General features: G+C 40.3%; 12 protein-coding genes. 5 read left to right on the top strand and 7 right to left on the bottom strand.

Annotated features, from left to right (window positions below; all coding sequences use genetic code 11):
• Window positions 1–95: 95 nt before the first annotated feature.
• Window positions 96–1,598: an alanine/glycine:cation symporter family protein gene (locus tag E5A76_RS07230; protein ID WP_053988168.1), complete on the top strand. Its 1,503-nt coding sequence runs from the start codon at window positions 96–98 to the stop codon at window positions 1,596–1,598.
• A 60-nt stretch (window positions 1,599–1,658) separates the two neighbouring features.
• Here E5A76_RS07230 and E5A76_RS07225 read toward each other — a convergent pair whose 3' ends face one another.
• Window positions 1,659–2,240 carry a glutathione peroxidase gene (locus E5A76_RS07225; RefSeq protein WP_081001670.1) on the bottom strand — a complete coding sequence of 194 codons (582 nt, stop codon included), beginning with the start codon at window positions 2,238–2,240 and terminating at the stop codon, window positions 1,659–1,661.
• Window positions 2,241–2,347: 107 nt separating this feature from the next.
• Complete coding sequence (locus tag E5A76_RS07220; protein ID WP_008986902.1) at window positions 2,348–2,629, bottom strand: hypothetical protein; 282 nt, start codon at window positions 2,627–2,629, stop codon at window positions 2,348–2,350.
• A gap of 293 nt (window positions 2,630–2,922) precedes the next feature.
• On the opposite strand from E5A76_RS07220, the gene E5A76_RS07215 reads away from it, so the two are divergent.
• Complete coding sequence (locus E5A76_RS07215) at window positions 2,923–3,288, top strand: hypothetical protein (protein WP_161118516.1); 366 nt, start codon at window positions 2,923–2,925, stop codon at window positions 3,286–3,288.
• 219 nt (window positions 3,289–3,507) lie between these two features.
• Window positions 3,508–5,448 carry an FUSC family protein gene (locus tag E5A76_RS07210; RefSeq protein ID WP_161118515.1) on the top strand — a complete coding sequence of 647 codons (1,941 nt, stop codon included), beginning with the start codon at window positions 3,508–3,510 and terminating at the stop codon, window positions 5,446–5,448.
• Between the two features lie 68 nt (window positions 5,449–5,516).
• On the opposite strand, the gene E5A76_RS07205 is transcribed toward E5A76_RS07210, so the two are convergent.
• From E5A76_RS07205 to E5A76_RS07190, 4 genes are all read right to left on the bottom strand, one after another.
• Window positions 5,517–6,212, bottom strand: a complete 696-nt coding sequence (locus tag E5A76_RS07205) for a hypothetical protein (RefSeq protein ID WP_161118514.1) — start codon at window positions 6,210–6,212, stop codon at window positions 5,517–5,519.
• Between the two features lie 92 nt (window positions 6,213–6,304).
• Entirely contained in the window at window positions 6,305–6,772 is a 468-nt protein-coding gene (locus E5A76_RS07200; protein WP_107165165.1) for a hypothetical protein, read from the bottom strand.
• Between the two features lie 54 nt (window positions 6,773–6,826).
• Entirely contained in the window at window positions 6,827–7,429 is a 603-nt protein-coding gene (locus E5A76_RS07195) for an HAD family hydrolase (RefSeq protein ID WP_107165164.1), read from the bottom strand.
• A gap of 44 nt (window positions 7,430–7,473) precedes the next feature.
• Window positions 7,474–8,061 carry a TetR/AcrR family transcriptional regulator gene (locus tag E5A76_RS07190; protein WP_237458858.1) on the bottom strand — a complete coding sequence of 196 codons (588 nt, stop codon included), beginning with the start codon at window positions 8,059–8,061 and terminating at the stop codon, window positions 7,474–7,476.
• Window positions 8,062–8,216: 155 nt separating this feature from the next.
• Between E5A76_RS07190 and E5A76_RS07185 the strand changes: the two genes are divergently transcribed.
• Both E5A76_RS07185 and E5A76_RS07180 read left to right on the top strand, forming a co-directional pair.
• Window positions 8,217–9,368: an efflux RND transporter periplasmic adaptor subunit gene (locus tag E5A76_RS07185; RefSeq protein ID WP_161118513.1), complete on the top strand. Its 1,152-nt coding sequence runs from the start codon at window positions 8,217–8,219 to the stop codon at window positions 9,366–9,368.
• Window positions 9,369–9,370: 2 nt separating this feature from the next.
• Window positions 9,371–12,463 (top strand): efflux RND transporter permease subunit, encoded by a 3,093-nt coding sequence (locus E5A76_RS07180; protein ID WP_161118512.1) that lies wholly within the window; start codon window positions 9,371–9,373, stop codon window positions 12,461–12,463.
• Between the two features lie 113 nt (window positions 12,464–12,576).
• On the opposite strand, the gene E5A76_RS07175 is transcribed toward E5A76_RS07180, so the two are convergent.
• On the bottom strand, window positions 12,577–13,229 hold a 653-nt coding region (locus E5A76_RS07175), incomplete at its 5' end, for a molecular chaperone DnaJ (RefSeq protein ID WP_161118511.1).

Below are 13,229 nucleotides of genomic sequence, written 5' to 3'. Positions count from 1 at the left end.
CATCATACAAACCGATAACTTGGAATTTTCACTACAAATGAATCTTCCTATTTCACTTGATTATTGATGATTAAGTTTTATTGACAGGAAAAATTATGAATTCTACGAATGAAAATTTGCTCACAACTATCAATGATAGTTTGTTAGCAATCATAGGTTCAGTTAACGGCGTACTATGGGGACACGTTCTGGTTTACTTACTCGTTGGTGTAGGTATTTATTTCTCACTCCGTTTAGGTTTCATCCAGATCCGTCAATTCCGCCATGCGATTGATGTATTAAAGAGTGGTCGTGATTTAGAAAACGGCATCAGCTCATACCAAGTTTTCTGTACTTCAATGGCTGCACGTGTGGGTACAGGTAACATGGCAGGTATTGCGGTTGCATTAAGTGTTGGTGGCCCAGGTGCGATTTTCTGGATGTGGGCAATTGCACTATTTGGTATGGCGACAGCCTTTATTGAATCAACCCTTGCGCAAGTTTACAAAGTAAAAGACGTTGATGGTCAATACCGTGGCGGCCCTGCTTACTACATGGAAAAAGGCTTAGGCAAGCGTTGGATGGGTACCCTGTTCTCAGTTTGTTTGATCATTGCTTTCGGTTTCGTTTTCAATGCTGTCCAAGCAAATACCATTACTGATGCTCTACACCACTCTTTCGGCTTTAACGAAACAACGCAAGGTATTGTGATCGTAATCTGTTCTGCATTCTTCATCATGGGTGGTCTACGCCGTGTTGCTGCTGCATCAACAAAGATTGTGCCAATCATGGCACTTGGTTACCTTGCTATTGCTATCGTGATTGTGATCATGAACATCTCTGAGCTTCCAGCTGTACTATCACTTATTGTGAAAAGTGCTTTCGGCTGGCAGGAAGCGGCAGCAGGTGGTGTGGCATTTACTATCTCTCAAGCAATGCAAACTGGTATCGCTCGTGGTTTGTTCTCAAACGAAGCGGGTATGGGTTCAGCAGCTAACGTAGCTGCAAGTGCAACACCAAACCCTAACCACCCTGCATCACAAGGTTTTGTACAAATGCTAGGTGTGTTTGTTGATACCATTGTTATCTGTACTGCGTCTGCTGCGATGATCATGCTATCTGGTGTAATGGATATGCCTAACTCAGGTCAAGGTATTAGCCTGCTTCAAACAGCACTGTCACACGAGCTAGGTAACTGGACGACTTACTTCATTGCAGCAGCGATTCTATTGTTCTGTTTCTCGTCAATCATTGCTAACTACTCATACGCTGAAACAAACATCATGTTCCTAAATGGCAACACTAAAAAAGGTCTGATGCTATTCCGTTTGTGTGTACTAGGTATGGTCATGTTCGGCTCTGTCGCTTCACTACCTGTTGTTTGGAATCTTGCAGATGCTTCTATGGGCTTAATGGCACTGGTGAACATCATTGCGTTAATCTTCCTATCTAAATTGGCTATTCGTGTCATCAAAGACTACGAACACCAGCTAAAACAAGGTAAGACACCTGAGTTTGATCGTTCTAAGTTCCCTGAATTAGAAGATCTAGAAGGTGCATGGCACCCAGAAACAATTGCTAAAGCACGCCGTGAAAACGGTAATAGTTTCGCTAAATAATTATCAGCAAAAGAACAAAGCCAGCATGGGTTAATCCTGCTGGCTTTTTTATTATCATTACTACTGATTTAGTTCAGCAACAATCACTGATGTGATGTCATTCGCTATCGGCGACATATTTGAAGGAAACACTGCAACTACCTCTCCTTTTTTATTCACCAGATACTTTTGAAAATTCCAGCCTACAGATTTACCTGATTGAATCGCTAATGTTTTATAGATCGGGTTAGCATTTTTGCCCAATACTTTCGATTTTTCCATCATGGGAAAGGTGACACCGTAATTGCTATAACACACTTTGGCTATTTGCTTTTCGGTCCCTCGATCTTGCATAAAGTCATTTGAAGGAAACCCTACTACCATCAAGCCTTGATTTTTATATTCTTGGTATAGCATTTCAAGCTGCTTGAATTGTGGTGTGAACCCACATTGACTGGCAGTATTCACAAACAGTACCACTTTGTTATTAAGCTGCTGACAAAAGTTATAGTTCTCAGTACTGTCGAGTTGCTTCATTGAGTGTTGATAAATACTGGGGCAAGTATTCGCTTTTGCTTCCAATGAGATAGCTAACATTAAAAGTAGAAAATGAAAGAGAAAAACGTGGCGAACACCGAACGGTAGAGAAAAAGAGACAGACATAATGTTTCCCTTATTTTCAGTAATATATTGATAAATACTTTACTGGCAATACGAAAAAGGGCTAAAGAAAGTTCATTTCTTTAGCCACTATTGATGGGAGTTAAACATTACATATAACCGTTTTGAAATTTCCAAGCATCACTCATCTTCTCAATAACGCAGGCAGGAAGAGGTCGATGCGCTTTAGCAGGTTGTGTTGCTATATTCCGATAGCCACACCTCTTTAATCGTAAATCAAAGGCACGATCGATTTGCATACCAGCACGGGCGAGATCCCAGCGGAAAACCCTTAGTGCTAAATATTCATGTTGTTCTAATTCACCTCCATAAGGATATTTCAGTACTTTATCGTATGCAGTTTTCGCTAAATCGAAGTTCACTTTAATCATAAGTTCCTCCTTAGCATCAGCCAGTTAACATAATATTATCGGCTATAACCAAGCTAAAACGTTACAGTGTCGCAGGCAAGCTTTTTCGCAATACAAACGACAATAAAGTGCAACTTCAAATCAATAATGTGAACTAAATCTATTATATTTGGCTTATCAACCATAAAAACGATTAAGAAAACCACAAATAACAGCGTAATTAACTTCAGCTATTTGTTTTCTTTTAAGAAAGGCTTTAATCCACCATTAAGCTGAATTACTATGCTTCATCGAATAACGCTAGGAACTGAAAAATGCAACAAATCAAAATCACCGCTAACCCGCAGATTGCCGCCATTTTTAAAACATGGGCAACCGAATGGGCAACCGAAGTTCAAGACGGCAAAAAAGACGCTGCAAACAAATTCCACACTGTTTACAACATTGCAGCTGAGTTATTCACAAAAGGCGGAGAAATTGAGATTTCTTTCATTTCAGCTCTGTTTAACGACTGTAAGCAGAAAACTGAAATGGCTGAGCAAATGGTAAATAAAATCAAGCTAAGCCTAAAAGATGATCCTGAGCGTGCAGATAAATACATCCAAAAAGTCAATACAGCAGCACAAGATGCCGCTTTCACCATGAATTATCTTGGTCAACTTCTTCTGCAATCAGCTTAATTCTTTTTATACAGCTCACTTCTTGAGCTGTATAACCTTTCTTTGCTTATATCTTTAACAAATCATCGTTAAGAAATAATAAATTCTATTTATAATATAAATATACTTGTCAGTTGTGGTTGATAGGCATACATTACGCAGCACTAATATCCCTACAGCAAATACATTACCCACTATTCTTACTTGTATCTGCTTTGCTCGCGTTCTTGCTATCAAATAATGAAAAAGTATTCTCTTCGCTTAATTTGGTCTCGTTGGTTTTCTAACGCGGCAGATATCCCCGACTCTATTCGTATCACCATTCCTATGGTGTTATCGCTTGGACTATTTTACTTTTTCGGCTTCACTGCTGCGGGTATCTCAGGGCTGATCACCGCATGGTTATTAGGCGTACAAGGGCGTGATCTGCCTTACTTAAAACGCCTACAGATTCTGTCTTTATCAACCATTTTCACTGCTGGCTCGACCTATTTAGCCTACAGCGTCTATGACAATATTTGGCTAAGCTCAGTAACGTTGTGCTCGATAGCGATCGTCTATGGCTTAATGTCTAATCAACGACCACACATTCGCTTATTTGGTTATAACTTTGGTTTCACCTACATCATGTCGATCCACTTCGCCAGTGCCGATAACCCCTTTCTGATCATTCTATTTGCGAACTTATTTGCAGCACTTAGTGTTATGTTCACATCTTTGATGTTATGGCCATTTTTCAAAGGCCGTATATTGCAATGCCATATTCAATCCGTGACAACATCACTGGCTGATTGGCTAGATACATTACGCTTAACGGACGACGAATCACTACTTGAAGAGAAAAGACAACATTTTTATCAATGCGCTCATAAAGTCGCTTATTACAGCAATTCTATTACGTCTGCCAAACGTACCGAGCAAGTGCGTATGGAATTACAACGCTCATTAGAAGTGGCGGAATATGTTATTAGCCTAGAACGTATCTTAAGTTTCAGTTTGCATGAAACAACCCGTATTCGCCTATTTGCTTGGATCGAACAAGCCGCTTTTGAATTAAAACATCAGCAACAGATCACTGCGGTTTTTGATGTTAACGAACGTAAAAACAACCAGTATATTGTTGATTTGTTGGAGCAATTAAAGCGTTGTTATAATTTTTCTAACTTTTCACCATTGGATTACAGTAAAAACATTTACTTGTTTACCTCTGATACCAAATCGTTTTTACGCAATTTCAAACGTGCATTGAATGTAAAATCGAAAGAATGGCGTCATGGGGGAAAAATTGCGCTCACCTTGGCAATCACGCAATTTTTAACGATTTTCTATAACATCCCACAAGGTTACTGGATTTCACTAACCGCTTTTATTGTGTTACTGACCTCTTCAATGGGTGTGACAAATCACCGTATGTGGCATCGCTTTTATGGTACTGCGCTAGGCGGATTATATAGCTTTGTATGCTTGTATTTCGTCCCTCATCAGCACTTGATCATACTCACCAGTATTTCGGTGTTTTTCGCCTTTACGACTTACCATAAAGAGCGTTACGACATACATGTATTCTGGTTAACATCGATGATTGTGTTTGCGATTAGTTTGCTGTCACCTGATAACACCTTGATCACCTTCTATCGTATTATCGATACCCTCTTTGGTGTCACGATTGCGTTTTCTATTAACTATTTCATTGCCCCAAGTTGGACTATGCGATGGCTTGATCAATACATTACACGCATGATGCGATCTCAGATCTTGTATGTGACAGTGCTAGATAAGCCGCTTTTTGAGCAAAAACTGAATTTGTATAAGGTGCAAGATAATTACTACACCTTAAAAAATGAAATCTTTAACCTATTAAAAGAGCCTAATTTAAGCCCTCGTACATCACAGGATTGGCGCAGTTTGCTTATCATCTTACGGCGTTTAAATGACTCATTATTATTGGCAACAAAGTTAGGGATTTATTCACAAGAAGATAGCCAATTTAGCCAGAAGTGGATTAAGCAACTGTCATGGATTGTTAAGCACTTTCCGCACCGCTATGGACAACTATTAAAGCCAGATTTAGAACAAGATGACTACGAGCACCCAACAGACATGCTCTGCTCATTAATTGAAAACGATATAAAACAGTTAGAAGGTTGGCTATTCCACCAGCAAGCCTTTGCATTAAAATAACAATAAGGGCGAGGTGTTTACTATAAACACCTCGCCCTTTTGTTTTTCAAATCGTGAATTGTCACTAATTACTTATCGCTAATCGTACTAGCTTCCACTGTACGAACTCGTTTCGTTGCTACATCGACCGATAAATAATAAAGTTGGCTGGCGTCATCATTAAATTTTTCATAACTAAATAAATAACAGCTTTGGCAATCAAATATAGGCTGGGAGTAATCGAGTTCTAAATTCGTACCATCTTTCTGATAATAGTCGCTATCTATAGCAAGCCCTACCGCTTCAAACGCCTGATCTTTATCATCATATATCGGCGCTTTGCTCACATCTTGGTTATATTGCGTTTTATTATGCTTAATGATGTGCATTTTATCATTCGTGGTGAGAATAATATTTTTCCAGCCGTCTGTTATATCGTTACCAAGTAAGACTGGACGTTGAATATTTTTCCACTTAGCGATAATTTTATCTTTATCATCAAATAGATATGCATTGCACTGTTGTTTATCGCAATATTTATCCATTTGCATCAAAATAAAGGTTTCTTGTTTTCCATTGTTATCAAGATCCGCCCGTCCTGATAAATAAGCAGGTTCATTTTCTGTAGTTTGAGGAAGCGTTTCACCTTTAGCAAGAATATATTCGGTAACTAATTGATCTAGTGTTGCCTGCTTTGGCTTGATTTTTTCTTCATAAAGCGCAAAAGCAACCAGAGCGATAACAGTCAGTACAATAGACAAAAATACAATTTGGCGTTTATCCATCATTCATCCTTATCTATAACCGTGTTACCACTCTTAGTGTAATCGCTATTTTGTATACTTGCTTTTACGGTTGTCTAATAGCTACCAAGTAATTAACCATTTAAAGACTTTTTCTCGTCAATACGTTTACGGTGCCAAATAGAATAATGGCGAAGCCCTGCCGGACCATGAGCAATAAAAACAGAAAGGATAATCACTGCAATATAAATATGTGCCTGTTGCGCAGGTAACCAAACAATTGACAGCAACATCAATAACTTCACAAACGTAAGCACGCCTTTAAGTTGGATCAACCAAAGCTTTGAACGATAAATTTCCAATGACATCATGGTGATACCACTCATCATGGCTAAGATCCACCAATTGATCCACAGTGACTTTTCTACCGCAAAAATAAACCCTGCACTTGATACGGCAACACCTAAGATGTGTAAAGCTCGAATTGTGGTTTTCGCCAAACGCTGGCACCAAAAGCGCGTTTCAGAAATAGTATAAGGCTGACCTTTATTTGGATGAGGTTGGTGATGCGCACGCGGAGAGTGAGATTTTTTATCGGTCATAATCGTTGGAATTAAGCTAAACGGTACGCAAGGATAACTGATATTGAGATAACACTAAATATTTGCCGGACGAAATGCTGTAATTTCACCATCTGCCACTAAATAACAATCCATTCCAGCCGCCTTAGCTGCTTGGCAACCTAACTCGGTATCTTCAAATACCACACAATCTTTGGCTGCAACACCTAACTTTTCAGCTGCTTGTAAAAATGTTTCAGGAAATGGTTTGTGTTGGATAACTTCATTGGCAGTCACAATTTCATCAAGTAACGGCATTAAACCTGCTGCAGTTAAGATCTCTAATGCGTGTCGGCGTTGACAACCTGTACCTATTGCCGATGGCATACCCAATGCTTTTGCTTGTTTTAAAATCTCAAAGGTTCCAGTAATGACTTCACCTTTTTGCTTAATATCATCAAAATTGCGCAATTTAGATTCAGCTAGATACACAGGATCCGCATCAAGCTGGTATTTCTCGATCAAGGCTTTGGCAGTATTGAGCGTTGGAGAACCGCCCATGGTATAGAACCAATCACGATCAACAGGAATACCGTGGGCTTCACAAGTTGTTTGCCAAGCATCAATATGTGCTGGCATTGAATCCACCAGCGTGCCATCCATATCAAAGATAACCGCTTTGTACTGACTTAAATCCATCTAACTGGCTCCCTCTTTTCTTTGCATTATGCTGCGTTACGATTTCACTTTTTGACTCTATAGCCATTAAGGAACAAGTCTACACAGCTTTCAATATAAGCTTCATTTTCTTGGCTCGTCATATCACAAGGTTGACCTAATTGAGCTAAAAAGACGATACGACCATGTAGCATTAATAATAATTGCATTGCAGCATCTTTCGCTGAAATAGAAAATGCAATTTCACCTTGTGCTTGTTTCGCCGCTAAATACTCCGCCAACATCGTAATCGTGGTTTGAGGCCCAGCAGAAACAAACACTTTCGCCAAATCCGGATGTGTATCTAACTGACGAATAGCCGTTCTGTATGTCACGATCGCTTCTTCTGAAAGTAGGATCTCTTGGAAACGTTTCGCAAACCCACACAATACCGTACGTGTATCGCGATCATCATTAAGCAAGATATGTTCGCACTGGCTTTCCATGCATTTAGCACGAATACAGGTATCAAACAGCTCATCTTTGGTTTTGAAATGGGCATATACCGTTTGCTTTGACACATTTGCTTCTACCGCAATGCTATCCATCGTTATGGCGTAGCCATGCTGGATAAACAACTTGGTGGCGGCATCTAAAATTTGTTGCCTTTTCATTTGACTTCTTGGTGTTAACACTCGATCACCTGTAAGCATTTTATTGCTAAACATTTTATAGAAAACGCTAAATCAAACTAGACAGTCCAGTTTAGTTAGTATACTTTTTAATCATATGGACTACAGAGTCTAGTTTAATATTAGGATAGCTAGCAATGCAATGGATAACCAAACCTTCTTTAGCGTTATATGTGATCGTTAGCACAGCCGTTATCAGTGGATGTGATGCGTCAGAAAAAAGCGTAGATACGGAGTCTCAACAGATACTTAGCGTTAATACGCATCAACTCAACAAGCAAGATAATTTTGCCATTGAGCGTGAATATGTTGGCTTTGTTCAAGCAGGACAGCAAGCCAAGCTAGGCTTTGAACTTAACGGTAAAATCGACACTATTTACGTTGATACGGGCGATACTGTTAAAAAAGGCGATCCACTATTAACACTAGATACCCAATTGCTAGCAACCGAGGCTGATCAGTTACGTGCGCAGCAAGCGCAAATCACGGCACAATTAGAATTAGTGAATACCAATCTTAAACGTCAGAAATCACTGAAAGCGAAAGGCTTTAGTGCCGCTTCAGACATTGATAACCTCACCAGCCAACGTAAAGAGCTACAAGCGAGTATTCGCCAACTTTCCGCCACCCTTGCAGCCAACCAATTACGATTAGCAAAATCGACCATTATTGCTCCCTATAACGGTGTGATCAGTGCTCGTCATGTTTCTCATGGTGATGTTGTTAACGCAGGAACCCCAACCGTTACCTTGTTAGCTAATAACAATAAAGAAGTCCATATCGGAATCCCAATAGATAAAGTTTCAGGCGTATTGGCTCAAAAAAACTGGACGGTGCGCATTGGTAAACATGCTTATCCGGTCAACTTATTAAATCCAGGTGCAACCGTTGGTTTAAATAACCGTACGATCAGTTTCCGTTTTTCACTGCCTGCAGATGCCAAAGTGATCAATGGTGAGCTTGCCTACCTTAATTACGATGATACCCAATCACAATCTGGCTTTTGGGTACCTTTATCAGCATTAACTGATGGTATTCGAGGCACATGGAATATCTTTGCTGTTACTGAAAATGGTGCAGGCCCTGAAGTTGAACGTCGTTCAGTACAATTACTTTATGCCGCTAATGATAAAGCCTTTATTCAAGGTGCAATTCAAGATGGCGAACACATCATTGCTAACGGATTACACCGCTTGGTACCGGGGCAAATCGTTACCATAAAGCCACAAATCCCCCCAAAGCAGAAAACGGCGATCAAGCCGACTGATGCTAACGATAACGGGGTGTAAGCATGAAACGTATTCTTTCTAATACCCGTTTATTGGTTTTAGCGGTTGCATTGTTGATTGTTAGTGGCTTATCAGCGCTATCGACCCTGCCTCGTGCTGAAGATCCGATCATTAATAACCGTAATGCCTCAATCATTACCCACTACCCTGGTGCAACAGCAGAACGTGTTGAAGCTTTAGTCACAGAGAAAATTGAAAACAAACTTCGAGAGCTCGATGAAATTAACAACATTACTTCTGTCTCACGCCCCGGTGTATCACTGGTAAGTATTGAGCTAAAAGACAGCGTTACCGATTCTGAGCCAGTTTGGTCTGATGCTAGAGATAAGCTCTCAGATGTCACGCCACAATTGCCGAAAGGTGCCTCTGTTCCTGATTTAGATAGCGATCATTCCTTTGCTTTTACTGTGATCACCGCTTTAACTTGGCAAGGGAACTCAACCACCGATCTATTAACACTTCGTCGCTACGCTATTGAGCTAGCAAATAGACTACGCACATTAAATGGCACTGAATTTGTTGATGAATATGGGCTGCCAGAAGAAGAAGTGGTAGTGAAAATTGATCCCGTTGCTGTCAGTGCGTTAGGTGGCTCAGCCATTTCTATCTCCTCTGCCATTCAAGGTGCAGATGCCAAAAATGCCGCAGGTGAGCTAGTCAACGGTCAAAACCGGTTTAGCCTTGAAATTGCAGATTCTCTCGATTCACTTGATCGGATTCGTCAAGTACCCATTACGATTGATAGTAATGGTCATCTGGTTCGTTTAGAAAATATTGCTACCATCAGCAGACAGCAAACCAATCCTGCCGCTGAAATAGCCATTATTGATGGTAAGCCAGCAGTGATTGTAGCAGCACGTATGCAGCCTCATTTACGTGTCGATCAATGGACGGAGCGTGTTAATCAATTTCTGACTCAATTTGAACACGAATTACCGAGTAATATTAAACTCAATCATATCTTTGAACAGCAAGGCTACACCCAAACACGTTTATCCGATCTAGCATCTAACCTATTACTTGGCTTTGCATTAATACTTGCTGTTCTATTCATTACCTTAGGGGTACGTTCAGCGATTATTGTTGCGCTGTCTTTGCCATTAACCTGTTTATTTACCTTAACCTTAATGCACTTTACTGGCTTACCGATGAACCAAATGTCAGTAACCGGCTTAATCGTGGCTCTGGGGATCATGGTAGATAATGCCATTGTCATGGTCGATACCATTCAGCATTATCGTCAAAAAGGGATGGAGCGTTTAGAAGCGGCATTAAAAGCTATCCATCATCTTTGGATCCCATTATTAGGCTCAACACTAACAACCGTTCTTGCCTTTGCACCTATTTTCCTTATGCCCGGCCCTGCTGGTGAGTTTGTTGGTGCTATTGCGCTTACCGTTTCATTCTCACTGATCGGCTCATACATTATCGCCCATACCTTAGTCGCAGGATTTGCTGCCCACTGGTTACCCAAGCAAAGTAACAGTCATGCATGGTATCAAACAGGGTTAACGCTACCGTGGTTAGCAAAGCAATTTGGGCGAACAGTACAAGTAGCCATTAAGCGTCCTTTACTCACATTGGGGATCATGTCGATTTTGCCATTTATCGGCATGTGGAGTGCTTCTCAACTTACCGAGCAATTCTTCCCACCTTCAGATCGTGACATGTTTGAGATTCAAGTATTTTTGCCGCCTCAAGCGAGTATTGATGCGACAAAACAAACAACGCAAAAGATTGATAAACTGCTGGCTGAACATGCAGATATCGAGAACGTCAATTGGCTTATTGGCACTAACTTCCCATCGTTTTACTACAACATGGTGGCAAGCCAGCAAGGCACACCTAACTTTGCGAATGCCATGATCAAAGCAAAAGATTTTAAAGTTGCTAATAAATTAATCCCAAAACTTCAGCAACAATTGGATCAAGACATTCCAGAGGCACAGATCTTAGTACGAAAACTAGAACAAGGCCCCCCTTTTAATGCGCCGTTAGAAGTACGTTTATACGGCAATAATCTTGATAAATTAAAAACCATTGGGGAAGATATTCGCTTACTGATGGCAAGTACGCCTAACGTTACCCATACCCGGGAAACACTGCTTTCTGGCTTACCGAAAGTACGTGTTAATGTAAACGAGCAAGCTAGCCAACTAAGCGGCTTACAACTCACAGATATTGCCAATTTATTGCAAGCTTCGTTAATTGGGATCACCAATGGCAATATCATCGAAGGTACTGAAGCCATTCCAATCCGAGTGCGTGTTGATAACAACGCTCGTGAGAATATGACCCACTTAGCAAACCTGCATATTCCAGTGATGAATAACAATAATAATGAGCAATTTTCAGGGATACCGATTTCCTCGCTTGCATCATTATCACTATCACCGACTCGAGGTGCGATCCCCCACCGCAATGGACAAAGGATCAATGTGATCGAAGGTTATTTAAAAGCAGGTGTATTACCACAAACAGCATTGAACCAATTTAAAACGAAGCTAGATAAGTACGTAGCCACATTACCTGCCGGTTATTCAGTTGAAATTGGTGGTGAATCAGCTGAGCGTAATAAATCAGTCGGTAACTTAATTGCTAACTTATCTATGGTGTTTACTTTAATGATCATGGTAGTCGTGATTTCCTTTAACTCATTTAGACTCAGTTTGATCATCTTCACCGTGGGCTTTATGGCATCAGGATTAGGCTTATTATCAGTCTGGTTATTTAACTATCCCTTCGGCTTTACCGTGATCATAGGGTTATTAGGTTTGATCGGCTTGGCTATCAATGCCGCCATTGTGATCTTGTCAGAACTAAAAGCCGATCCCAATGCGCTTAATGGAGATCACAATGCCATTCACACTGCGGTAATGAGTTGTACACGGCATATTACCTCAACCACCATTACCACTGTGGGCGGCTTTATTCCACTGATGTTAGAAGGTGGTGGTTTTTGGCCACCGTTTGCTGTCACCATCGCTGGCGGTACGGTATTAACTACCCTGCTTTCTTTCTACTTTGTGCCTGCAGCCTTTACTTTACTAATGAAACGTAAAGCGCTTAACAGTAGCCAATTACAAACAGCCTAAATCAAAGCCCAATAGTGTTCCCCTTTTAATCGGTACACCATTGGGCTTAAATATTTTGTGCCATTTTAAATAAGCTAACCAAGCCTTAACACGCTGTTCACTTTAAATTGCTCTTAAATCGAACAACTCGATTTTAGCTCTTGCTGCATTTGTTCAAAGTTAAGATTAGTAAAGTATTCTCGATTCACTTTAATACCTTGGCTGTTCAGCCAATGTTCCTTTTGAGAGCCCATACCATAGTTAATGCGATAGACCGAAAAGTTCTGGTAATGCTGTATAAACGCTAAATTTGGCGATAAATGCGAGCGTTGCTGCATTAAATTGGCATAATAATAAACTTGTCCGTCACAATTCGACACTATGTACGAACCTGATTGATTACGTACAGCAATATAGAACTTATTATTGCTAGAGGTGAATAACTGCCATTGATTAACTTTATCCGTTAACGCAATCGCAATAATTTCATCTACCGGAGTAACTTGTTCAGGCGTGACTACATTACGTTCTTTTTTATCCGCTAAGCGAATTGTTTCCTTTTCAATGACATTGACTGAAGGATTTATGCTCTTTATCTCATCGACAGAAGCTACTGGCTCCGTGTTAATAAATATTGAAACAATCACCGCAAGTAATATATTTAAAGCGATAGAAGAATAAACAACCCCGTATTTAAATCGTGATGACTTTTTTTCCTGATTATTCTCATTCGTTGCAATGGGATGAATCAGTGTTTTTGCCATTTCTTGTTTAAGTTGTTCTGTTA

It is taken from the genome of Photobacterium lucens (assembly GCF_009873615.1).
GTDB lineage: Bacteria > Pseudomonadota > Gammaproteobacteria > Enterobacterales > Vibrionaceae > Photobacterium > Photobacterium lucens.
This window is presented reverse-complemented; position numbering and strand designations above follow the sequence as displayed.